Raw genomic sequence first — 22,763 nt, 5'->3', positions numbered from 1 at the left:
CATAAAAATATATGTATGCAGCCAATTTCATTGTAACTGTAACGATCTTTTACCCTATAAACCTCTATTTTATATTCCCCCATATCTCTCGCTACGCAGAGCCATACTTGTATTCATTTTATCCATTTTCTAATAAATGAGGGCTTTGATTGCCTGCTTAGTGATTTATTGGGCGATTGATTTAATTTTTGATGAATGATGCGGTGAAATTCTGAAAAAGAGGTGAAATTCAGGAGGATATTCAGGCTTTTAAATTGTAAAATTGCCGCGGAATTAATTTCAATAGGTGGACTTGTGGAATCATTTTGGATTTTGGGCTCAATTGCATTTGCCTTAATGCTAGGTGCAATGAGTCCCGGACCGACTTCGATTTATGTCGCTAAAAATTCAATTGCGATTTCACGTCGGCATGGTGTGTTTACCGCTTTAGGGACAGGCACAGGCGCTGCCATTTTCGGCCTGTTGGCTGTGCTTGGATTGCAGGCATTTTTATTGGCGGTGCCATCTGCTTATTTGGCTTTGAAAATTTGCGGCGGTTTATATTTGCTGTGGCTGGCGTTTAAAATTATTAAACATGCCAAAACACCGATTGAATCTGGCCATGATTTACAGGCCCAAATGTCATTGCGCCGTGCATTCGCCACAGGTTTGATTACCCAGCTTTCCAATCCGAAAATTGCGATTGTGCTGGCCAGTATTTTTACCGCACTTTTACCCAAAGAAATTCCGACCTATTATTATTTTGTATTGCCACTACTGTGTTTCTTTATTGATGCAGGCTGGTGTTCACTGGTTGCAGTGGCCTTGTCGGCGGAAAAACCACGCCGTGTCTATTTAAAATTTAAAGCCGCTTTTGACCGTGCCGCAGGCGGGATCATGACGCTGTTGGGATTGAAGCTCATCTTTGGAATGAAGTAAATCACGGCATGGGTAAATCAATTTTGAATGGCTTATTTATTAGAATTCTTTCATAAATCATTTTAGAAACGAAAATTGCTCGTAAAGCTGAAATTGAAAATAGATTTTAGTCGATATTGGATTCATGAGTGTGGCATGGATGCCACACGTTTCCCATCACGACAAGGATGTCGTGTATGGGAAACAAAAGGTTTTTGTCTACTTTTGACCTTTCAAAAGTAGAGAGATTGCCTACGAGAAGGTAAAAAATTAAATCAATTAAATATGAGGCCGTGCTGATTTAAAATATTTAATATTGAACATTTTTTGATTTATGAAAGAGATTTATTTGTTATTTTATAAAAACAGTGATTGATGCAAGAAGTGTATAGATCTATTCCCGGACTGAACCTTAAGATTAAAATAGAATGTAGAAAATAAAAGACCGACGATTCGAGTGATGATGAAATCGTCGGTCAAAAAATCTGTTGCAAGTTTTAGCTTGGGCTGCTGTTCCTCACTAAAACCTGAAACCAAGTTTATTGCTTTAGAAAAGTTCACCGAAAATATTGTGGATGCCGGTACAAATTAACGGTTTATGAACTTCATACCCTATATAACGCAGCACTTTACAGATTGGTTGACAATAAAATGAAAAAAAACTCAATTTTTTTTATACTGATCATCTAAAAGTTGCTCATGCAGGCCTGTTGTGTCACTAACCCGATATTTTTTATGGTTTTTTTTCTTCTGTTTTATTTTTACCTGTATCTGCGGTGTATTGGCTGCTTTACTGCCAACCGGTATGGGCGGCATTCTGACTATAGTGCCTTATTTAACGGCCATGATTTTGGTGCTGTATAAGTTTTTAAAACAGCAACGACGCGCGCCAACCGCGCAAGAACAAAAAAAAATCACCTTGGGATTCAGCCTGATTTTCTGGGGCTATAACCTGGCCTTTTTATTGCTCGGCATTGTCCTTTTTGCCAGGAATGACCCCGAAGTCTGGCAGAATTTTCTTTTATATCTCAAAAATCCGCAATTTATGAGTATGGTGCTGATCATGGTCTTGCTGATTGCCATTCCGCTGTATCTTTTGACCTATTGGTTTTACGGCAAACAGGCACAGCGCATGGCGCAAAAAATGTTTGGCTAAACGAAACGGATGTAGGCTTGAGTTTTATACCGTCTTGATCTATAGATAAGAAAAAACAGGCGAGATCCGAAAATGCAAAAAGCATGTGTCTTGATTACCGGCGGCAGTGGTTTTATCGGCTCGCATCTGCTGCCTTATTTGCTGGCTCGGGATTATGCCGTGGTGGGGCTGACCCGCCAGAAAAATAAACGCTCAAATCATCCGGATCTCACCTGGATTCAGCATTTAGATGAACTGAAAACCGACCGCATTGATTACGTGATCAACCTGGCGGGTGAAAGCATTGGACAGGGACGCTGGACAGCCAAAAGAAAACAACAACTGATTGAAAGTCGGGTAGAAACCACGCAGCAGCTCTATCGCTATCTGGAAAAAAGACAGATTTTTCCAAAGCGGATTATTTCCGGTTCCGCCGTTGGCTATTACGGTATAGACCCGACTGAACAATGGTTAGAAACATGCACCGAACAGTCCACACCACAGTCTATTTTTATGTCGGAATTGTGCCAGTTATGGGAGCAGGCTGCCCTCAGTTTTACGCAGCAAAAAACCAGGATTATTCGTCTGGGTATTGTGTTTGGCAAAAATGGCGGGATTCTGCCGCGCATGCTCTTGCCGATTAAACTGAATCTGGCGGGACGGATTGGACACGGACGGCAACCCGTCGTGTGGGTACATATTCAGGATGTGCTGCGTGCCATCGAATTTTTAATGCTGCATGAAACTGAAGCACAAATAGTTAATGTCGTGTCACCTGAAAAAGTCTCGCAAGCGCAGTTTGTCCAAACTGCTGCCCAGATTTTAAAACGTAAACCGGTGTTCTCTTTACCGGCTTTCGTTTTGCGATGCATGCTGGGTGAACAGTCACAACTGGTATTGAATGGTCAATATGTACAATCACAAGCACTCAAAAAGGCCGGTTTTGAGTTTAAATATCCGACATTGAACAGCGCTTTAGAAGAGATATTAGTGAACCATTAACTCTGTTTCAGATTTGAGGCGTGTAGGGCTATAAGCTGCCGGGTTCACGAGAGGAGTTTGGCCCAGCATCAGCTGTCTGAGCAATTGTGCAGAGGCGGGACCCATACACAAGCCATTACGGAAATGTCCGAAGTTGGCCCACACATTCTCCATCTCGGGTATTTTACCGACATAAGGGATACCCGTTGGGGAACCCGGTCTTAAACCGGCCCATTGTTTTTCGATGGGAAAATTAGCCAGTTCGGGAACCATCTCGAAACAGGCCTTCAGAATTTTCTGCTTGGTTGCTACTGTTGGGGTGGTGTCAAAACCGCAATCCGCCATACTGGAACCACAGACCACATGACCGTCCAGACGTGGAATTAAATACATCACATCATTCATGCACATGGTCGGCAACCAGTTTGCCGGGGTTTTAAACAGCACCATCTGTCCCTGAACCGGACGAACTGGAATTTCCAGGTCCAGTTGTTCAGACCAGCGCTGCGACCATGCGCCAGTGGCGATCACAAACTGATCTGCATCATACGTTTTGCCATTTTTAGCCTGTACAGACTGAACCTTGCCATTTTTGATATTAAACTGTTCAATCGGGCAGTGTTCGATAAATTCGACTTGTGGATGCTGTTTTAAATAGGCCACCATGGATTGCAGTAAGCGCGGGTTTCGAACATTGGCAATCTGGGGAAAATAAATGGCGTGCTGAAATTTGGAATCAATATAAGGATTCAGCTGTTCGATCTGTTCCTGTTGTAAATATTCACATTGCTGCATCGGTTCCTGAAACTGCTCGGCATAATTCAGACCGCTCTCAAAATCAGCTTCATCAAAAATCAGCATACCGCTTTCATGAATTTCAAAGTCAATGCCCGAAACAGGCTTTAACTTTTTGTTCCAGTCTAAATACAATGGCTTGCCATATTGCGCCAGCTGATTCACGGCTTGCGGATAGCGCCATGGATACATTGGGGAGAGAATCCCGCCACCGGCCCAGGAGGCAGCTTTTCCTGCCTGCCGCTGATCGAAAATCATCACGGAACATCCCTGTTCCACCAGTTCTAAAGCAGACAGCAGACCGCTAATGCCCGCTCCAATAATGGCAATTTTCATCGCTTAGACCACAAATCCTTATTTCATGTCTTTCAGTTTAAGAGCTGCTTCTTCGGCAAAGTAGGTCCAGATGCCATCAGCACCGGCACGGCGGCAACTCATCAGGGATTCAATAATCACGCTGTCGGACAGCCAGCCATTTTGAATGGCACCGGCCAGCATGGCGTATTCACCACTGACCTGATACACGAATGTCGCCACGCCAAACGTGTCTTTCACTTCACGGACGATATCCAGATAAGGCATGCCCGGTTTGACAATCACCATGTCTGCACCTTCCTGAATATCCAGGGCAATTTCATGCAGCGCTTCGGCACGGTTGCCGATGTCCATCTGGTAATTGTACTTGTTGCCACCTTTCAGGTTTGTCGATGAACCGACTGCATCACGGAAGGGACCATAGAAGCTGGAGGCATATTTGGCTGAATAAGCCATGATATTGGTGTAGATATGACCATTGGCTTCCAGCGCATGACGAATAGCACCAATCCGGCCATCCATCATGTCACTCGGTGCCACCACATCTGCACCGGCTTCGGCATGACTTAAGGCTTGTTTAATCAGACATTCTACTGTTTCATCATTTAAAACATAGCCGGTGTCATCAATGATGCCGTCCTGGCCATGCGTGGTATAGGGGTCTAAAGCGCCATCCGTGATCAGCACCATTTCTGGCAATTCTTTTTTTAGCAGGCGAACGGTATTTTGGACCAGACCATCCTCACGCCAGGCCGCTTCAGCGGACAGACTTTTATCTTCTTGTGGCGTAACTGGAAATAGCGCTAATTTAGAAACGCCCAATTCCAGTAGACGTTCAGATTTTTTTAACAGCAGGTCGGCAGACAGACGCTGTACATTCGGCATGCTTGGAATGTCTTGGGTTTGGTTCTGCCCCGGAAGGACGAATACTGGGTAAATGAGATGATCGGTCGTCAGCTGGGTTTCACGTACCATGGCACGTAACTGGTCGTTTTTACGGATGCGGCGCATGCGGGTAGCGGGAAATGCTGGACGATTGAACGTATAGGTCATAACAATCTCAATGATCAGTATTAAACTTTGGCTATTGTAGCCCTAGAATATGTTTTTGGGTGATGTTTAACAGATTTTTATTCAATCAGGAAATTCGAGCGAATGGTAAACGAAAGAGAAAAAAGTTGGACCGGTCATATACATTTCGGCTCGAAAGTTGATATTGATGTACTGCTGAACCAGTTATGCAAGGCTTTTAACAAATCTCCTTTCTTTCAGCACAATGGCATGAACATGCGGGTGGTGGATGGGCAGATTGAGGCCCATATCGACATGCAGCCGTATATGATTGGCAATGTGGCATTCCAGATTTTGCATGGCGGCGTTGCGGCGACCATTTTGGACAGCATTGGCGGCATTGTGGCTATGGGGGAGCTGTACAAGAAAGCTACGCCTGATGATTTACCCGAGACCATTAAAAAGGTATCGCGTTTGGCAACAGTCGATATGCGGGTCGATTATCTCGCGCCGGGTCGTGGCAAGTCCTTTACCGCACATGCCGAAACTTTACGTTTAGGCCGTAAGGGGTGCACCATGCGCATGACTTTAGTGAATGATGAAAACAAACCGATTGCAACCGCAATTGCTTCTTATGCGTATTAAGTTTGTTTTAAGCCTGACAAGGTAAAAGAAGTAAAACCAAGAGCAATAATTCGGCATTGAATGAAAATTCGGTGCCGAATTTGTTTTCTAAACTGGCGAGTTACATTTTTATTCTCATATTATGAATTTTTACCATTAAAATTGGCAGTATAAAATTGAAAAAATGACTTTCTCATCGATATCATCTCAGGGCAACTCTTGTCTCTATGCCTGTAGCTTAACACTACAAGGCATTCAGGATGGCTGGTGACCAAGTTTGTTGGATTTAGGACATATTGATGACAGATGCTCAAAACACCCTGCCAGAAACAAAAAACGATGAACCCGTTTCAGATACAACCTTAAAAGCCAAGCGTAAAAAAGCCTTGGGTTTTGTCGCGCTGATTTTAATCATTGCCGTGATTTTGTATGCCGTCTGGACAGTATTTTTCAACCATTCTGTCGATACCGACAATGCCTATGTCGGGGCTGAAACAGCGTCAATTACCTCCATGGTGACTGGACAGGTTGAACAGGTACTGGTGAGTGATACTCAAATGGTCAAAAAAGGTCAGCTGCTGGTTCGTGTTGATCAGCGCGATGCAGAAATTGCCCTGGCTACCGCCAAAGCGGAACTGGTCAAGGCACAGCGTCAATACAAGCAGACGCAGGCCAATAGCAGCTCGCTGAATTCACAGATTTTTGTCAGTGATGATGCCATTCATAGTGCCGAAGCCAAAGTGGCCGAGGCCAAAGCAGAAATGGACAAGGCACAGGATGACTTAAGCCGTCGTGAAAAGCTCAGTGCCTCTGGTGCCATTTCTAAGGAAGAACTCAGCACTGCGCAAAGTGCACTGAATGCCGCCAAAGCGGTTTATGAATCGGCTCAAGCCGGTTTGGCGCAAGCGAAATCTAGCCAAAAAGCCGCACAAAGCAACCTGGCGGCCAATGAAGCGCTGATTCGCGGTGCGGATGAAAATAGCACGCCTGATGTTTTGGTGGCACAGGCCAAATTAAAGCAGGCCTTGCTAGATCTGGCACGTACCGAAATCAAGGCACCTTTTGAGGGGGTGGTGACACGCCGTAATATTCAGGTCGGTCAGCGTGTGGCACCCGGCACAGTATTGATGATGGTGGTGCCGACCTCACAGCTGTATGTTGATGCCAACTTTAAAGAAAGCCAGCTGGAGAAAGTCCGTCCCGGTCAAAAAGCGGTGTTAACCTCTGACCTGTATGGCGATTCAGTGGAGTATCACGGCACGGTACAAGGTTTCTCTGGCGGAACCGGTTCTGCCTTTGCACTGATTCCGGCACAAAATGCGACGGGTAACTGGATTAAGGTGGTTCAGCGCTTGCCGGTTCGCATCAAGCTTGATCCCAAAGAACTGGCTGAACATCCGTTAAGGGTCGGCTTGTCCATGGAAGCGAAGATCGATTTGTCTTCGAAGTAGTCATGTATGAATAACTACGCTCCAATACCGAACCTGACTGGCGGCCGCTTGCTTCTGGCGGCTTTTGTTTTGGCCTTTGCCAACTTTATGGTCGTGCTGGACATGACCATTGCCAATGTCTCGGTTCCGCATATTACCGGCAGCCTTGCGGTTTCTGCATCGCAAGGGACCTGGGTCATTACCTCCTATGCCGTTGCCGAAGCCATTTGTGTGCCTTTAACCGGTTGGCTGGCGGGACGCTTTGGCACGGTCCGGATTTTTGTCATCAGCCTGTTCGGCTTTACCCTGTTTTCGGTGCTATGCGGTTTATCCACCAGCCTGGAAATGCTGGTATTTTGCCGGATTGGACAAGGCCTGTTTGGCGGGCCGATTATGCCGCTCAGTCAAACCCTGCTGATGCGTATTTTCCCGCCGGAGAAACAGTCGCAGGCCATGGGCATGTGGGCCATGACCACCGTGGTAGGACCCATTCTGGGGCCAATTCTGGGCGGGACCATTAGTGATAACTGGTCCTGGCACTGGATTTTCTTTATCAATATTCCGGTCGGGATTGGCTGTGCGCTCGCTGCGATGCGTTTGCTGAAATCTGCGGAAACAGCCACCAATACACTGAAAATTGATAGGGGCGGATTAATGCTGCTGATTTTATGGATTGGGGCATTGCAGCTGATGCTGGATTTAGGCCATGAGTATGACTGGTTTAATCATCCCTTTATTGTCATTTTGGCCATGATTGCCTTGATCGGACTCATCGTTTTTACGATTTGGGAACTCACCGAGCGCCATCCGGTAGTGAATATCCAGATCTTTAAATATCGTGGATTTACCATTTCTGTCCTGGCTTTAGCCTTTGGTTTTGGTGCTTTCTTTGGCAGTATTGTCATGATTCCCCAGTGGTTGCAGGTGAATCTGGGCTATACCGCTACTTGGGCCGGCTACCTGACCGCAACCATGGGTTTTGGCAGTTTGCTGATGTCGCCCATAGTAGCTAAACTGGCGACCAAATATGATCAGCGGGCTTTGGCCAGTTTTGGTTTGTGCCTGCTGGGCGGGGTAACCTTGATGCGGGCCTTCTGGACCACAGAAGCCGACTTTATGGCCTTGGCATTGCCGCAAATCTTGCAAGGTTTTGCCGTACCGTTCTTCTTTATTCCACTCTCGAATATGGCGCTGGCTTCAGTGTTGCCACAGGAAATGGCTTCTGCCGCAGGGTTGATGAACTTCCTCAGAACCATGGCAGGGGCAATTGGAGCCTCGATTGCGGTAACCCTGTGGGATGATCATGCAAAGGTGGCACGTAGTGAGATGGCAGGAAGCCTGCATGTGGATGAAGTGCAAAATACCCTGCTGCAAAGAGGAATGAGTCCGGAAAGCAGTTTGGCCTATATTTCGAGTTTGGTCGATAAAGAAGCCTCCACCTTATCTGCCAACCATGTGTTTTTAATTCTGGCGATGGTGTTTGTTTTTGCCGCGCTGATTATCTGGCTATGTCCAAGACCCAAAAGCGGTGTCACCGGGGGTGGACATGCACATTAATCAAAAACCGCTTTTCGAAGCGGTTTTTGATTATCTGGAACTAATATTTGAATATATTAAATATCTGATTTGGCCCGCTTTAATGCAGTTTGCCATTTGTCTAAATGAAACTGACGCTGGTCTTCATTCATATTGGGTTCAAAAGCCCGCTCCAGTTGCCAGGATGCGGAAATATCCGACATACTGGAAAATACGCCAGCTTTTAATCCGGCCATGGCTGCCGCACCCCAGGCGGTAGATTCCAGCATCTTAGGGCGCAATACCGGCACATTTAAGATATCCGCCTGAAACTGCATCAGCATGTCATTGCTACTTGCACCGCCATCGACACGCAGTTCTTTTAAGGGGTGGGTAATATCGGATTGCATGGCCATCAGGACATCGGAGACCTGAAAGGCAATCGACTCCAGGGCCGCACGGGCAATATGAGCTTTATTTGTTCCACGCGACATGCCGCAGAGCAGGGCACGCGCATCACTGTCCCAATGCGGCGCACCGAGTCCGGTAAACGCCGGCACCAAAACTACGCCGTCGGTATCTTTTACCTGACAAGCCAGCTGTTCGACTTCACGACTGTTTTGAATAATTCCTAAACCATCACGTAACCATTGCACAATGGCACCCGCCATAAATACACTGCCTTCCAGTGCATACGTGGTTTTTTCATGACATTGCCAGGCTAAGGTGCTCAAGAGCTTGTTGTGGCTAAATTGCACCTTATGCCCGGTATTGAACAGCATGAAGCAACCCGTGCCATAGGTATTTTTTGCACTGCCCACTTCAAAGCAGGACTGACCAAAAAGGGCCGATTGCTGATCGCCCAGAATTCCCATAATGGGGATATTTGCGCCCAATAAACCTGTAGCCGTGTCGGCCATATAGCTATCCGAAGCAATAATTTGCGGCAGAACCGATTTAGGGATATTAAACAGCTCCAGAAATTCTTCATCCCAGGCCTGAGTTTGCAGATTCATCAGCATGGTACGGGAGGCATTGCTGGCTTCAATGACATGTTCTGCACCTTGGGTTAGATTCCACATCAGCCAGCTATCGACGGTACCAAAAGCCACATGTCCCTGTTGTGCCAGATCATACAGGCCTTCGATATTTTCCAGCAGCCAGACCAGTTTTCCGGCACTGAAATAAGGGTCGATCAATAAACCGGTTTTTTGCTGGATGGTCTGTTGCAGATTTTGTTGCAGCAGCCGGTTGCACCATTCAGTGGCACGGCGGTCTTGCCAGACAATGGCAGGGGCAAGCGGCTTGCCATTGCGCTTATCCCAAACTACGGTCGTTTCACGCTGATTGGTCAGTCCAATGGCTTTAATGTCTTTGGCCAGAATACGGGCAGAAGCAAGGGCCTGCTGCACAACGGCAATTTGTGTGGTCCAGATTTCCTGTGCATTCTGTTCTACCCAGCCTGAATGTGGGGTAGAGATATGTATTTCACGCTGAGCTGTTGCCTGCACTTTTCCCTGTTCATTGAAGATAATCGCACGGCTAGAAGTGGTTCCCTGATCGAGTGCAAGTAAATAGCTCATAATTTTTTTCTTTTATAGGACTTGAAAAATAAAATATTAACGCAATTATTGAATTAATCGCATCAGTTTGTGTAAATGTTTAAAAAACGCGCTGCGGGTTTGAACATTTATGTTATGATTGTGATTACTTTGGGGGTGTTTCTGGCTTCGACGCTGGTGATGAAACTCATAGATGCATGTCGAGAGCGCATTTTCTCTCGTAAATCAAATTTGCATTTTAATAGTCGCAAACGACGAATCATACGCTCTAGCTGCCTAAGGGCAGCTTGTCCGCATCTCTGAATACTTGTGGTTAGAGATCCCGACTGAAGCGCACGCACACAAGTCCGTATAAAGCCAAGCCTCGGGGCTTTGTACTAAACTTAGAGGATCGCGATTTGTACCCTGTTCGTCGGGTCACAAAGAGTTAAAACAATAGACGATATCTAAGCATGTAGTATTCTCGAGCGTAGTGCTGGCGGACGCGGGTTCAACTCCCGCCACCTCCACCAAAATTCTTTCCGAGGTAATCCATCGGAATCTAAAAAAGCCTTTAAACTCAATGTTTAAAGGCTTTTTTATTGGCTGTATTGTCCGACCCGATCCTAAGCTGTTTGACCCTATTTTTGCTTTCTGGGGGTCAAAATTGGGACAATTTGACCCACTAAATAAATTTAATTATGTGGGACAAAGATATGTCGCTTACCGATGTGCTGTGTAAAAAAGCATTACCACAGGAAAAACAGTACCGCCTTTCTGATATTAATGGTCTGTCTTTACGAATCGATCCGAATGGCAAAAAATATTGGTCTATCCGATATACGGAAAATGGACAAAGGAAGTCCAAAGCATTAGGTATCTATCCTGAGCTGAGTTTAAAGCGTGCAAGAGAGATAGCGCTTGATCTGAAGTATAAACTCAAGAATACAGTTGAGGTCGAAGCGGAGCAGCCTTATTTTAAGGAAGTCGCAGAAGATTGGTTCAATAATCAAAAAGAAACCTGGTCATCCAAACATATCAGTAATGTACGAGCTTCATTAGATGAGCTTTATATTGCTCTTGCTAATAAGCGTATTAATCAAATTCAGGCACCTGAGATTCTGCAGATCATTAAAAAGATTGAAGCTAGAGGCTCGCTCGAAATTGCAAAACGTACCTTATCTCGTTGCGGCATGGTCATGAAGTACGCCATTGCGCATGGCTATCGTTATGATAATCCGGCAGGTGATCTGGTTTATGCTCTCAAAAACAAAAGAGTCAAAAACCTGGCTTCGCTTACAGCCTCTGAAATGCCTGAATTTTTAAGAAAGATAAGAGCATACCCAAGTGATGCTCAGACACATCATGCCATTATTCTGATTATGCTGACAGGTGTTCGGGTTAGTGAGTTGCTACAAGCACGCTGGGAAGAATTTGATCTGGAAGGGCGTAAGTGGGATATCCCTGAAGAGCGTATGAAGAACCGTCTTCCGCATCGTGTACCGTTGACGGACATGATGATTGCTGAGCTAAAGGCTTTGAGGCTTACTCATAATCAGGAACTGTTATTTCCACATCGTTTGAATAACAAAGAATCAATGCGTAGTGAGTCTATTTTGGCTGTGATCAAACGTTCAGGCTATGCGGGACGAATGACCACACATGGTTTTAGATCTCTATTCAGTACTGTCGTAAATGAATCGAATCTGTTTAATCCAGATGCCATTGAGCGCCAGCTTGCTCATGTGCCCCAAAATAGAATTCGCTCGGCCTACAACCGAGCACAGTACTGGGATGAGAGAGTAAGGTTGATGGAGTGGTATGGGGAGCAGGTGAGGGAATGGATGGCTCAGTAAAGAGCCCTCCCTTCTTCATCACACATTTCAAGTAAATACGATTCATTAATCAATTCTTCAAGCATTTCACTCTCACTTTTGTTTTTAAAATTGGCAAATTTTTTAGCCTGGCCTTTGCTTTCTTAGAGCCTATTCAATATTAACTTCTATCTGAAGTTTGTCCAATTGTTAGCTTGCCAAATCCATTTTTTCATTACAAATCTCTGCTTCAGAAAGTCTTAGAATGAGCCAAATATCTATTGTATTTGGCTCATTTTTTGGTTTGAATATTTAAAATAATTGATTCAAAATTTAAAAAATTTCATTGTTAGATGCAGTAAATTTCAAAAATTAGCTTCTGATTTGAAGTACTTCACTTTTAATTTTTGTATAAGGAAAAATATTTTGTAAATAAAAATATATAGTAAAATATTAAGATAAGTAAATAAAATAAATACCAAAAAAGAATTTAATATTTTTAATATTAAATTCTTTTAATTTTTTTATATAAAAATATATTTTTTATTAAAAAAATAAGGTATTAATAAACATTAATTTATCTATATTATACAAATATACGGTTTATAAATTTATTATTTAATACTTATCTTATTGAATTGGTGGTTATTTTGAGGGTTAAGCTAGATATTTTAGTTGATGAAATAAAAATGATTATGCGTGAGTTGCATCAAAATATGCATTTCTACGACACTAGGAGTACAAGATATTTGCCAGGTGCAAGTGCTGAAAATTTTCAAAAAGCTGAAAAAATTGAAGTATTCATAGCTTACATCCTACATTACAAGAGTGACTTGTTTCGGAGAGCACCTTCAAGAAGAGATAACAATTTCGAATTTCGTTGTACAAACCTATCTAGTGTATTTATTCCTTATGATTTTTTTGAGTATTCTTGCGGAAATAGGCAAGTTCTTTTTTATGACTATCAACGCTACAGTATAAATTTACAAATGTTTGTAAATGTATTGTATGCACAAAATTCGGAACATAAAACGGCTATATGGATAAGAGAGCAAGTGGATTTCTATGGAAATACTCCTACACATTTGCTCACTGATGATAAGCTTTCAAATTCCACTAAAGAAAATATAAACTTATTTGTAAATACTTTAAGATCAACCTTAACGAAGGTAGAGCATGAAAAAAAGTTAAAAGTTTTAATTAAGAAAACAAATACAAAATTTCGTGACTATAACAACTATATAGATGAAATTTTCGATAAATATGGAGATTTATCATTTGTTTGCGTAGAGTTGAGTTTAGGTGCTAAGGGATTAAATACAACAACTTTAGGGAATGCAGCTATCTTTGAAGCAGATAGTCCATGTATAAATTTAGCAGAGTTTAAAGACAAATTTTTAAACAATGCGCGAAATGTAGACCCTTTGAGTAGGATGGTAGGTTATATCGGGAAATGGGAATGGTCGGTTATTAAATATGGACTATATTTTCGTATTATATTCATTTTTCCTACTTCTGAGCTAGGTGATATGAATGCTCTTCAACATGAAATAAATTTCTATTGGTGTGAGAAAATTACATTTGGTCATGGCCTATGTCATCATGCTCCTATTGCGGTAGCACCAGCAAAATTTAAGAAACCGTATTGTCATATTAAAAAGAGTAATGTGAAGGAAAGGGAAGCTTTTAAGGAAAGAGCAGTGGGCTATATTACAAAATCTGAAAAATTCTACTATCCAGTAGAGCTAAAGAATTTATTGAATAGCCTAAAAACTGAGAAAGTATCTGAACGAGAGTTGAGTTTAACCTTTCGATCAAAGTCGAAAAAGAATAAGTTAACTTTAGCTTCAAAAAAATGATGAATGACAAGGGTGGGCTGGATTGTCTTTCTTATGATCGTTAGCCACCCCATGTTCTTGAGCTATTCTCTTAATGGGTTTTTATAATTATATTTAATATTTATTTAATATATCTAATAAGAATTTAAAAATATCTAATCTATTCATTTCCTTACATAGAGATTTACCATTGAACTGGTCTCACTGCTTATGGCTAGCAGTGATAGATAAGAAGCTCATAAAAAAATACATAGCATGCTTAGGTATGATTAATAACCTAAGCGTGATGAGCATGTTTGATACTTCATTATTTTACAATGAGTCCTATGTGATGACTCAAATTGATCTTTTTATAAGAAAAATCCCTTACCAAGGGATTTTGTTAAAAGAGTTCAGGAAAACTCTATCTGAATTAATTGTACCCTTTAAATTTCATGATAAGCCAAGACTATCTTATTGCCTATCTATTCGAATATTTTCTGATATAGTTGCTTTAATTGATAGGAGGTTAGAAGTAGATGGGTTTGGTATAAATTATAATTTAATTATATACTTAGATGATAATTTAACTAAAGCTCTTATTGGGATTATAAAGGACCAAGGATCTGCGCTGAAGGCAGATACAGAAAAGTTAAAAAGACAGGAAATCTTGAACCGTGAGTCTTTAAAAGAATATGTAAATCAACTTACACAGCATTATGCAAAATTGCTTTTTGTGAGAGTTGATCTTTATTTTGATGAGGAGGGAGCAATAGACGTATCAATGGTTGAATATGCTCAATATATGAAAACCTTGAGAAATAGAATATCCAATAAGGATGGTTGTTTTTCTGATTTACAGGGATATGCCTGGGCAGTAGAGCAAGGCGAGCAGCGAGGATACCACAGCCATTTACTACTGATCTACGATGGTCACAAGCATCAAAATGACTGCTACTTAGGTTTAGAAGTGGGTAAGTGTTGGCAGAAGCTTCTCAATGGAAAAGGGACTTTTTTTACATCCAACTATCCGGATTATAAAGCCAAATTTAGAGATGTTGGTTCTTTGGGAGTGGGAATGATTCATCGTAATAATGCCAGGGAAGTAGCTAATGCAATCAATGCGGCAATGTATCTCGTGAATCCTGAGAAAACCAATCAATTTTTAAAAGTCAAATTACCTAAAATGAAAACATTTGGGACAGGTCAATTTAATGTTGGCTGGAGAAGAGGAATCTAAAGCTAAATTATTTCAAATATATAACATCACTATGAATGTCATGGCTCTTTTACTTTGAGCTATTAAATCAATGAATTTTAAGCCTGCCTTCAAAAGCAGGCTTTTTCGTTATTTGGAGCTATATATTATGAAACAATGCCCATCTTGTAATTCTAGTCAGATCAGCTTGATTGAGATCAAGTCACGAGTGCCAGCAGTATCCGATGTTCCAACTTTACTGACTTCTCCTGCCACAATGTCAGCATTAGGGGTAAACCTAATTCGTTCAACCAATCTACCCCCAGTTATTGGGGCAATTGCAGGGATCGTTATTAGCGGGGTGTTTAAGGTGTTAATGAATGATGAAACTAATCAGCCTATGTACTATTGCCATTCATGTAAAAACCATTTTGATGCCAATTTACGTCAATCCCCTCAAGTCTATAACGGATATTAAAAGGAGACTAACTATGGCACATCAACTTGAACAAATGGCTTACGTCGGTGATACCCCTTGGCATGGCTTAGGTAATCAACTCACTCAAAATCAGCCGATTGAAATCTGGGCCCAGCAAGCAGGTATGGATTGGCGCATCGAATCCTCGAATGTAAGTTACATGGCACAGAATGAACGTGGGCAGAGCATCATCATGCCGTATGAAGAACAGCGAGTACTGTATCGTTCCGATACTCATGCCCCCTTGTCTGTGGTCAGTCAGCGTTACCAGGAAGTACAACCAATGGAGATTCTTGAGTTCTATCGGGATCTGACTGAACAATCTGGTTTTGAATTAGAAACCGCAGGTGTCCTTAAAGGCGGTAAGAAGTTCTGGGCATTGGCACGTACTGGACAAAGCACGGCTTTAAAAGGCAAGGATGTCAGTAATGGTTATATTTTACTGGCAACCGCTTGTGATGGAACCTTAGCCACCACCGCACAATTCACCAATATCCGTGTGGTGTGTAATAACACCTTAGCGATTGCCTTACGTGGACAAAACATTAGTGCAGGTGTAGTCAAAGTCCCGCACAGTACCAAGTTTGATGCTGACAAGGTTAAGCAGCAATTGGGCATCTCAGTCCGTGCCTGGGATGAGCATATGTATGAGATGAAACAGCTGACTCAGCGTAAAGTGACCCAAGGAGAAGCGGCTGCCTATTTTGATGCAGTGTTTAACAATACCAGCATGAGTGCTGCCGATCAGGAGGAGAACATCATTCAATTCTATCGCAATATCGCTACTCCAACTCCAGTCAAAGAAAAGCCTGAACCGAATGGACGTGCCATGGCTAAAGTCATGGACATGTTTAATGGACAAGGTCGTGGTGCAGAACTCAGCTCAACCAAAGATACTGCCTATGGTTTGCTGTGTTCAATCACCGAGTTTGCCGATCATGAACGTCGTGCCATGAGTACGGATCATCGCCTCGATTCAGCCTGGTTTGGTGCTGGTGCTGCGTTAAAGCAGCGTGGACTAGAACAGGCGCTTCGCTTAGTGGTTTAATTTTCATTTAAGCCAGTGTTATTACAATAATGTTCAAGGGTCATGCAGATGATCCTTCTCCAGTGAAAACCCCCTTTTGCCACATCTCCAGATGTGGCTTTTTTTATGCCGAAAATTTTACAGAACTCAATATTTATAAGGATCAGAGCATGAATCAGATTGCACCGATAAATACCCCTCAAAGCCCTCATTTCCCGATTACGAATGAGATGAATGAATCAAATACCGCAGCTAAACGAACAGCGACAGCCAAACGTTTAGCCAATACCAAAAACATGGATTACCAGGAATGGCTAGAAGTGCGTAAGCAAGGCATTGGCAGTAGTGATGCCGCAACCGCATGTGGATTGAATCCCTACATGTCAATGCTGGAACTGTGGATGATCAAGACTGGTCGAACTCAGCAGAACGTTGATGATGACAGCTCAGGCGTTGCACCGCTGTATTGGGGCAAACAGTTAGAGCCATTGGTGGCTGAGTACTACAGCCTGCACACTAATAATAAAGTGAGACGAGTGAATGCCGTGCTTCAGCATCCCGACCCAGACAAAGCCTTTATGTTGGCAAATCTGGATTATGCGGTGGTGGGTAGCGATGACGTCCAGATCCTGGAGTGTAAGACTGCTGGTGAACATGGTGCCAAACTCTGGCGAGATGGTGTGCCTTTATACGTACTCTGTCAGGTGCAACACCAACTTGCGGTAACAGGCAAACAGGCTGCACATGTCTGTGTTCTGATCTGTGGGCATGAAACCAAGATCTTCAAAGTGACACGGTCTGAATCCGTGATTGAGCATATTGTTAAAGCAGAACGATATTTCTGGGAATGTGTGGAAACGGATACTCCGCCATCAGTCGATGCCAGTGAATCCGCAGCCAAAGCCATTCTGAAACTCTATCCAGCGCATGTACCGCTGAGCGTTGAAGATCTTTCTCAAAATGAAAATGCCAATTTGATGTTTGATCAACTCATCAAAATGAAAGAAGAGATTCAGCATAAGCAGGAACGCTTTGACCAGCTGAAGCATCACATCCAAATGCTGATGAAAGATGCTGAACGAGCCACCTTTGCTCATGGCTCGGTGGTCTGGAAAAAAGCTAAGGATTCCATCAGTCTGAATACCAAAGCATTACTTCAGCATCAGCCTGAACTCATCGAGCTTTATCCACTTCAAAAGCAGGGTAGTCGTCGATTCAACATCTATACCGACTAAGCCTGTTTCAGCCCATTCAATTAGCGAGGCGCAAAAAACGCTGCCTGCCCTCTATTCGCTAGGAATAGAGGGCAAACGGTCGCGGCTTTTGTAGCGAGCTATATACATATTTCTTGAATCAGGTGATCTGCATAAAGCTGGATGATCTGTACAAAATCAAATTGAGGAAAATAAAATGATTAAAGGTTTAGCGATTACACCACCAGCTCTAGGGCGTATTAGTATTGGTCGGGTAGTAGAAAAGAATGGAAAACGCCTACCTGAAAAAGACGATCAGTTCACCATTACGTCCCAAATCCAAAGCAAGGAGAATGGCTGGGTAAAACATCCACTGGATGAACAGCTTCGAGCCAATACGCCGAATCAAAAGCTGCGTTCAATCCCCGTCAGAATGATCTTCAATGATCCTGACTTAAACCTACGTGCAGAATACAGCCTATTTGACCGTCAGACTGGACGGCCAGTCTGTGTCGGCAACGGTGAAACATGCCAGCGATTAACCAATCAAGGTGTAGAGCAACATCCCTGTCCATCGCCAGATTTATGTTCTCTGGCACAAGGCGGCAACTGTAAACCTTATGGACGTTTACATGTGAACCTGGATGACTCGGATGAGTTTGGCACCTTCATCTTTAGAACTACGAGCTTTAACAGTATTCGGACTTTGGCTGCACGGCTGAGTTATTACCATGCAGCTTCAGGAGGCTTATTGTCTTGCTTGCCTTTGCAACTCACTTTAAGAGGCAAAAGCACTACTCAAAGCTATCGTCAGCCGGTGTATTACGTGGATCTGACTTTACGGGAGGGCATTAGTCTGAATGATGCCATTACTCAAGCCAAGCAAATTGATGAACAGAGCAAGCAGGCAGGGTTTTATCAGGAGGCTTTGGACTTTACGGCAAGGAAGGGTTTTGCGAATGCGCGATTTGAAACGGATATAGAGGAAGGGTTAGATGTGCTGGAAGAATACTACCCTGAACAGGAACAAAACCGGGCAGTGGAGCAACAAGCTTCACCTGAAGGATTTGTACAGGATATTCAGCAGGTGCTGCAGCAGAGTGTAAGAGCTGTGAATTAAGCGAGAGGAGAGAAGATAGCTAACGTTAAATTTTACAGACCAGCTCTATTATTTGAGCGAATAGCCGCTCGCATCAATGATTAGGAGCTAGCCTCATGAATGCGTTTATCGGTCAAACATTTCAAATGAATCAACTCATCAGCATTAAGCAGGTCATAGAATTTGTCGGTGTGGGACGTTCTACCATCTACGAGATGATGGATGAGGACTCACCTTACTATGATCCAACCTTTCCAAAGAAAGTTAAAATTACTCAAAATCGTATCGGCTGGTCAGCTTATGAGATCCATCAATGGATTGAACGTAAGTTGGCGAGTCGAGAATAAGGGATGCTCTTAGCTCCCTTATTTTTTTGTTTTCTTGTAGACTGAAAATGTCTTTTAGCCTAAGTGTCCGTAATGAAAACAATAGACTACTACAATAAGCATGCAGAAGAATTTACAGCTTCAACGTTTGAAGTTGATATGGAAAGCCTATATCAGCCATTTCTAGTTGAGCTGCAGGAAGGTGCTCGGATTCTTGACGTTGGCTGTGGCTCAGGACGAGATACTCTGGCTTTTAAAAATAAAGGCTATCAGGTCGATGCAATAGACTATTCAGAAGAACTCGTCAAAAAAGCAACTCAGCTTACAGGTATTCCTGTGAGGTTACAGAGCTTTTATGAGATTGATGCTGATCAAGCTTATGATGGAATTTGGGCGTGTGCATCATTATTGCATTGTGAGCGTAGTCGTTTAGTTGAAGTTCTGCAAAATATGCTTCGTGCATTGAAGCCACATGGTGTGATCTATATGTCTTTTAAACATGGAGATTTGGATCGAGAGAAGGATGGTCGGCATTTTACCGATTTGAATGAACACCAGGCCGAAGAATTGCTGAATCAATTTAAGAATATCAGCTTAGTCCAACGGTGGATCACAATTGATAAAAGGCCGGATCGGACAGAGAAATGGCTGAATATTATATTAAAAAAGCATGATCAATAATTTTTACAGAAAAGGTTAATATGTCTGGTTTTTACGAAATTGAACCATCTCTAGAGAACTATTGGCGTGCCATTATTTTATTTGGTCGTAATGTTGCATCCTATAAGTTTGCATTGGCGAAATCACTCTATGACTTAAAAGCTGAGGGCAATACGATTGTTACACTAGATCAATTAGCTGAACCTTTCAGCCGACATATCTGTGAGCATTTAAAATTAGTTGATAAGCAGGCAACATCGAGTTCAAGTAAATTTTTAGATTTTTGTCGTACATTTAACTCCGGTGAAATAGACCAACAGACTTTAATTGAAAAGACTGTACAGTTTGGTTTTGTGAATGTCATCGATGCTTTTCATAACGTGCATCAACAAGAATTACCTAAACGCTTTTTTATGGACGCCCGTAAAACACATAAAGGCATTATCCTCACGGATGAAGTATTCCAGCTATTCGAAGCACAAAATTCGCAAGATTTAATTAATGAAACTGAGGCAAGGTGGCGTTTAGTCGAAACAGCGTGGGATATGAATTTGCCAAAGCATTTGGTCCAGATACAGCATGATGATCGCGGAATTTTAGTTGCCGATAATAAAATCAGAAGAGTGAACGTGACATCTGCAAAGTCAGCTTTAAATGGTTACCAGAAAAGCCGTTGTTTTTATTGCTTTGCTCCGATCACGATAGAACAACTTCAAGAGCATTCAGCCGATGTGGATCATTTCTTTCCACATAGGCTTCGTGAGTGTGATATTCAAAAGCCAATTAATGGTGTGGCTAATTTGGTTTTGGCCTGTCCTGAATGTAATCGAGGGCAGCAAGGAAAATTTGATCGTTTACCTTCAGTGAATTTGTTGGAAAGACTGCATAAGTGGAATGAGTATTTGATTACCAGTCATCATCCGTTACGTGAAACACTGATTGCGCAGACCGGATTTACTGAACCCACAAGGCGAGGTTTTCTGCAAGATACGTATAACTGCGCGACGTTACATCTGGGTATGCAGCATAAGTGGCGACCATTTGCTCAAGGTAATGCAGTTTTGTAATTGAGTAGCTCTGTTTTTAAGGATTTAATTTAAGAAATACCTGAGCCATTTCTTTCCATCTGTTGTAGAGTTTGAAAAGGAGTGAAATATGTATAGATCATATTTCATTACTCACCTTCTAAGGTAAGCATCCGGTGAACCACCACTTTTCTAGCTGCTCAATATAAGATCATATTATTAAAGATCTAGAGTTGTGGTTTTAAGTATGAGTTCTGATTGTATGGTTGGTGAAGTGATTTGATAACCATAATATCATGTCTTTTTCATGTTATCCTTAGATGCATATTTTTTTAATTTTAGGTAAAATACTTTATTTATTCTCTACTTATTTGGAATTTCATAAAAATGATCCAAGTAAAGTCGTTGAAATTACAAACACTACTTTAGGGTATTATTGTACTTTATCCAGTGCGATTCGGTAAAACATCTAGTTGGGGTGTTCGTATTGGTTAGCTTGGTTTTTTTAACCTACTTGCCTTCCAAACTTAATTTGAGCCTTAAGTCATGATTACACAAGAAACTCAACAAAAATTTGGCTTTAAGTTTGGCCGTAACGGTGCTCATTCCGCCCGCACTATGATGCTGGCAGAAATTACTGAACTATTTAATGGTCGCAGTGTTGATGCAACTCTTGCCGAGTATCAGGAAGATATAGAGCTCTTCAATGTGCTACATAAGCCGACTGAGAAGGCACGGAAGCTAACCTGGCGCCATCTTATCGATCTGTATGGTATGGATACTAGTACACCTCTTTTTCGTATATTTCGCCAATTGTGGGAAAGTGATGAGTCAGCAAGACCACTGTTAGCTTGTCAAATGGCATTGACTCGAGATCCACTGCTACGTTTGTCCCAAGAAAAAATCTTATCGCTTGCACCTGGTCAATGGCTCCCGCGCGAAGATATGGAACAAGCAGTAGATGAACAGTGTCCAGGTCGATACAGTAAAGCGATGCTTAAATCACTCGCACAAAATGTCAATGGCACTTGGACTAATGCAGGTTTTTTAGAAGGTCGTACTAAAAAGTACCGTAAAGAGCCCAACGTGCGTCCGGTAAATGTTGTATTTGCCTTATTTCTAGGTTACTTGCAGGGTGCAACCGGCAATAGACTATTTACAAACGAATGGTTAAACCTACTCGACTGCCGTCAGGAACGACTGTTAGAGCTAGCCCGTCAAGCTAGCTATAGCGGACTGATAAACTTCAAGCACTCTAGTGAGGTGGTGGAGATAAATTTTCCTGACTATTTAAATAAAGAAGAGGAGTTATGGTTGTATGAGTAACCGACTAAACCGACTTATCAAAAATTATACTAATTACATCAGCCTTCCTTGGATGAAGGGCTTGGCCAACGAGCAACGAGTGTTATTTGCCGTTTACCATAAAGAAGATGAGCTCAAACTGCGTGCCCGTGTTGAAGAGTTCCGTTTGGCAACAGAGAGTGCTAATCATCCGTGGCTAGAATTAGATATTACTCGCCTATTTCCTGAATGGATGGCGAAACAAAAATATCGCGAGGACTATTTTGAAGATCCAGAAGCTCTTGTACCTAAATATAAAACATTTGTCCGACAGTCAGTCGAAGGTTTGGCTGAGCTCATTACCAACCAAGCTGATGAAAAGACTGTTGTTGTACTGATTGGCTGTGGAACACTATTTGGTTTCGCCTCAGTTTCAGATTTTGTTAAACAGTTAGCTGAATATATTCCAGGACGTCTACTGGTGCTATTTCCTGGTGAGTATATTAACAATAGCTATCGGCTTCTCGATGCTAGAGACGGTTGGGGATATCAGGCTACTGCAATAACCGCTGATACTTAAAAGCGTCTAAAAAATAAT

22 protein-coding genes and 1 other RNA gene are annotated in these 22,763 nt (G+C 42.5%); 20 read left to right on the top strand and 3 right to left on the bottom strand.

Annotated features, from left to right (window positions below; all coding sequences use genetic code 11):
- Window positions 1-294 precede the first annotated feature (294 nt).
- The 4 genes from E0H88_RS07360 to E0H88_RS07350 all read left to right on the top strand — a co-directional run bounded on the left by E0H88_RS07360 (window position 295) and on the right by E0H88_RS07350 (window position 3,034).
- The gene (locus E0H88_RS07360; protein ID WP_092818834.1) at window positions 295-918 is read left to right on the top strand and encodes a LysE family translocator; all 624 of its coding nucleotides are present in this window, start codon (window positions 295-297) and stop codon (window positions 916-918) included.
- A 439-nt stretch (window positions 919-1,357) separates the two neighbouring features.
- Window positions 1,358-1,489: a hypothetical protein gene (locus E0H88_RS16215; RefSeq protein WP_261182877.1), complete on the top strand. Its 132-nt coding sequence runs from the start codon at window positions 1,358-1,360 to the stop codon at window positions 1,487-1,489.
- 120 nt (window positions 1,490-1,609) lie between these two features.
- Window positions 1,610-2,053 (top strand): ABZJ_00895 family protein, encoded by a 444-nt coding sequence (locus E0H88_RS07355; RefSeq protein ID WP_131273659.1) that lies wholly within the window; start codon window positions 1,610-1,612, stop codon window positions 2,051-2,053.
- A gap of 72 nt (window positions 2,054-2,125) precedes the next feature.
- On the top strand, window positions 2,126-3,034 hold the full coding sequence (locus E0H88_RS07350; protein ID WP_131273658.1) for a TIGR01777 family oxidoreductase: 909 nt from the start codon (window positions 2,126-2,128) through the stop codon (window positions 3,032-3,034).
- Here the strand turns inward: E0H88_RS07350 and thiO are convergent.
- Both thiO and hemB read right to left on the bottom strand, forming a co-directional pair.
- Window positions 3,020-4,144 (bottom strand): glycine oxidase ThiO, encoded by a 1,125-nt coding sequence (thiO, locus tag E0H88_RS07345; protein WP_131273657.1) that lies wholly within the window; start codon window positions 4,142-4,144, stop codon window positions 3,020-3,022. The genes E0H88_RS07350 and thiO overlap by 15 nt on opposite strands.
- Window positions 4,145-4,162: 18 nt before the next feature.
- Complete coding sequence (gene hemB, locus E0H88_RS07340; RefSeq protein WP_131273656.1) at window positions 4,163-5,176, bottom strand: porphobilinogen synthase; 1,014 nt, start codon at window positions 5,174-5,176, stop codon at window positions 4,163-4,165.
- Between the two features lie 102 nt (window positions 5,177-5,278).
- Here hemB and E0H88_RS07335 point away from each other — a divergent pair, with 102 nt between their 5' ends.
- From E0H88_RS07335 to E0H88_RS07325, 3 genes are all read left to right on the top strand, one after another.
- A complete protein-coding gene (locus tag E0H88_RS07335) occupies window positions 5,279-5,779 on the top strand; it encodes a thioesterase family protein (RefSeq protein ID WP_131273655.1) in 501 nt (166 codons plus the stop codon).
- Between the two features lie 278 nt (window positions 5,780-6,057).
- A complete protein-coding gene (locus tag E0H88_RS07330) occupies window positions 6,058-7,209 on the top strand; it encodes an HlyD family secretion protein (protein ID WP_131273654.1) in 1,152 nt (383 codons plus the stop codon).
- A 6-nt stretch (window positions 7,210-7,215) separates the two neighbouring features.
- The gene (locus E0H88_RS07325; protein WP_092818827.1) at window positions 7,216-8,745 is read left to right on the top strand and encodes a DHA2 family efflux MFS transporter permease subunit; all 1,530 of its coding nucleotides are present in this window, start codon (window positions 7,216-7,218) and stop codon (window positions 8,743-8,745) included.
- A 56-nt stretch (window positions 8,746-8,801) separates the two neighbouring features.
- Here the strand turns inward: E0H88_RS07325 and glpK are convergent, their stop codons facing one another.
- Window positions 8,802-10,286, bottom strand: a complete 1,485-nt coding sequence (gene glpK / locus E0H88_RS07320) for a glycerol kinase GlpK (RefSeq protein ID WP_131273653.1) — start codon at window positions 10,284-10,286, stop codon at window positions 8,802-8,804.
- Between the two features lie 131 nt (window positions 10,287-10,417).
- Here glpK and ssrA point away from each other — a divergent pair.
- The 13 genes from ssrA (at window position 10,418) to E0H88_RS07255 (ending at window position 22,745) form a co-directional block, all read left to right on the top strand.
- Window positions 10,418-10,777, top strand: a transfer-messenger RNA (tmRNA) gene (gene ssrA / locus E0H88_RS07315).
- A 183-nt stretch (window positions 10,778-10,960) separates the two neighbouring features.
- Window positions 10,961-12,100 carry a tyrosine-type recombinase/integrase gene (locus E0H88_RS07310; RefSeq protein ID WP_131273652.1) on the top strand — a complete coding sequence of 380 codons (1,140 nt, stop codon included), beginning with the start codon at window positions 10,961-10,963 and terminating at the stop codon, window positions 12,098-12,100.
- Between the two features lie 608 nt (window positions 12,101-12,708).
- A complete protein-coding gene (locus E0H88_RS07305) occupies window positions 12,709-13,917 on the top strand; it encodes a hypothetical protein (RefSeq protein WP_165493293.1) in 1,209 nt (402 codons plus the stop codon).
- Window positions 13,918-14,227: 310 nt separating this feature from the next.
- A complete protein-coding gene (locus E0H88_RS07300; RefSeq protein ID WP_165493292.1) occupies window positions 14,228-15,115 on the top strand; it encodes a YagK/YfjJ domain-containing protein in 888 nt (295 codons plus the stop codon).
- Between the two features lie 127 nt (window positions 15,116-15,242).
- Window positions 15,243-15,551, top strand: a complete 309-nt coding sequence (locus E0H88_RS07295; RefSeq protein ID WP_131273649.1) for a hypothetical protein — start codon at window positions 15,243-15,245, stop codon at window positions 15,549-15,551.
- A 13-nt stretch (window positions 15,552-15,564) separates the two neighbouring features.
- Window positions 15,565-16,599, top strand: coding sequence for a DUF932 domain-containing protein (locus tag E0H88_RS07290; RefSeq protein ID WP_131273648.1), 1,035 nt, complete (start codon window positions 15,565-15,567; stop codon window positions 16,597-16,599).
- A gap of 149 nt (window positions 16,600-16,748) precedes the next feature.
- Entirely contained in the window at window positions 16,749-17,813 is a 1,065-nt protein-coding gene (locus E0H88_RS07285; RefSeq protein WP_131273647.1) for a YqaJ viral recombinase family nuclease, read from the top strand.
- Between the two features lie 175 nt (window positions 17,814-17,988).
- The gene (locus tag E0H88_RS07280) at window positions 17,989-18,891 is read left to right on the top strand and encodes a recombination directionality factor (protein WP_131273646.1); all 903 of its coding nucleotides are present in this window, start codon (window positions 17,989-17,991) and stop codon (window positions 18,889-18,891) included.
- Window positions 18,892-18,986: 95 nt separating this feature from the next.
- Window positions 18,987-19,217, top strand: coding sequence for a helix-turn-helix transcriptional regulator (locus E0H88_RS07275; protein WP_131273645.1), 231 nt, complete (start codon window positions 18,987-18,989; stop codon window positions 19,215-19,217).
- Between the two features lie 72 nt (window positions 19,218-19,289).
- Window positions 19,290-19,877 (top strand): class I SAM-dependent methyltransferase, encoded by a 588-nt coding sequence (locus E0H88_RS07270; RefSeq protein WP_131273644.1) that lies wholly within the window; start codon window positions 19,290-19,292, stop codon window positions 19,875-19,877.
- Window positions 19,878-19,897: 20 nt separating this feature from the next.
- On the top strand, window positions 19,898-20,923 hold the full coding sequence (locus E0H88_RS07265; protein WP_131273643.1) for an HNH endonuclease domain-containing protein: 1,026 nt from the start codon (window positions 19,898-19,900) through the stop codon (window positions 20,921-20,923).
- A 504-nt stretch (window positions 20,924-21,427) separates the two neighbouring features.
- A complete protein-coding gene (locus tag E0H88_RS07260; protein WP_131273642.1) occupies window positions 21,428-22,207 on the top strand; it encodes a hypothetical protein in 780 nt (259 codons plus the stop codon).
- Window positions 22,200-22,745 (top strand): BREX protein BrxB domain-containing protein, encoded by a 546-nt coding sequence (locus tag E0H88_RS07255; protein ID WP_131273641.1) that lies wholly within the window; start codon window positions 22,200-22,202, stop codon window positions 22,743-22,745. Before E0H88_RS07260 ends, E0H88_RS07255 begins: the two co-directional genes overlap by 8 nt.
- Window positions 22,746-22,763 lie beyond the last annotated feature (18 nt).

Source organism: Acinetobacter sp. ANC 4216 (assembly GCF_004331195.1).
Classification (GTDB): Bacteria; Pseudomonadota; Gammaproteobacteria; order Pseudomonadales; family Moraxellaceae; genus Acinetobacter; species Acinetobacter kookii.
This window is presented reverse-complemented; position numbering and strand designations above follow the sequence as displayed.

Bases quoted from the DNA above. Each gene is read 5' to 3' on its own strand.
- E0H88_RS16215 (WP_261182877.1), top strand. From the start codon at position 1,358: ATGATGAAATCGTCGGTCAAAAAATCTGTTGCAAGTTTTAGCTTGGGC.
- E0H88_RS07350 (WP_131273658.1), top strand. From the start codon at position 2,126: ATGCAAAAAGCATGTGTCTTGATTACCGGCGGCAGTGGTTTTATCGGC.
- thiO (WP_131273657.1), bottom strand. From the start codon at position 4,144: ATGAAAATTGCCATTATTGGAGCGGGCATTAGCGGTCTGCTGTCTGCT.
- hemB (WP_131273656.1), bottom strand. From the start codon at position 5,176: ATGACCTATACGTTCAATCGTCCAGCATTTCCCGCTACCCGCATGCGC.
- E0H88_RS07335 (WP_131273655.1), top strand. From the start codon at position 5,279: ATGGTAAACGAAAGAGAAAAAAGTTGGACCGGTCATATACATTTCGGC.
- E0H88_RS07330 (WP_131273654.1), top strand. From the start codon at position 6,058: ATGACAGATGCTCAAAACACCCTGCCAGAAACAAAAAACGATGAACCC.
- E0H88_RS07325 (WP_092818827.1), top strand. From the start codon at position 7,216: ATGAATAACTACGCTCCAATACCGAACCTGACTGGCGGCCGCTTGCTT.
- glpK (WP_131273653.1), bottom strand. From the start codon at position 10,286: ATGAGCTATTTACTTGCACTCGATCAGGGAACCACTTCTAGCCGTGCG.
- E0H88_RS07310 (WP_131273652.1), top strand. From the start codon at position 10,961: ATGTCGCTTACCGATGTGCTGTGTAAAAAAGCATTACCACAGGAAAAA.
- E0H88_RS07300 (WP_165493292.1), top strand. From the start codon at position 14,228: ATGACTCAAATTGATCTTTTTATAAGAAAAATCCCTTACCAAGGGATT.
- E0H88_RS07295 (WP_131273649.1), top strand. From the start codon at position 15,243: ATGAAACAATGCCCATCTTGTAATTCTAGTCAGATCAGCTTGATTGAG.
- E0H88_RS07290 (WP_131273648.1), top strand. From the start codon at position 15,565: ATGGCACATCAACTTGAACAAATGGCTTACGTCGGTGATACCCCTTGG.
- E0H88_RS07285 (WP_131273647.1), top strand. From the start codon at position 16,749: ATGAATCAGATTGCACCGATAAATACCCCTCAAAGCCCTCATTTCCCG.
- E0H88_RS07280 (WP_131273646.1), top strand. From the start codon at position 17,989: ATGATTAAAGGTTTAGCGATTACACCACCAGCTCTAGGGCGTATTAGT.
- E0H88_RS07275 (WP_131273645.1), top strand. From the start codon at position 18,987: ATGAATGCGTTTATCGGTCAAACATTTCAAATGAATCAACTCATCAGC.
- E0H88_RS07270 (WP_131273644.1), top strand. From the start codon at position 19,290: ATGAAAACAATAGACTACTACAATAAGCATGCAGAAGAATTTACAGCT.
- E0H88_RS07265 (WP_131273643.1), top strand. From the start codon at position 19,898: ATGTCTGGTTTTTACGAAATTGAACCATCTCTAGAGAACTATTGGCGT.
- E0H88_RS07260 (WP_131273642.1), top strand. From the start codon at position 21,428: ATGATTACACAAGAAACTCAACAAAAATTTGGCTTTAAGTTTGGCCGT.
- E0H88_RS07255 (WP_131273641.1), top strand. From the start codon at position 22,200: ATGAGTAACCGACTAAACCGACTTATCAAAAATTATACTAATTACATC.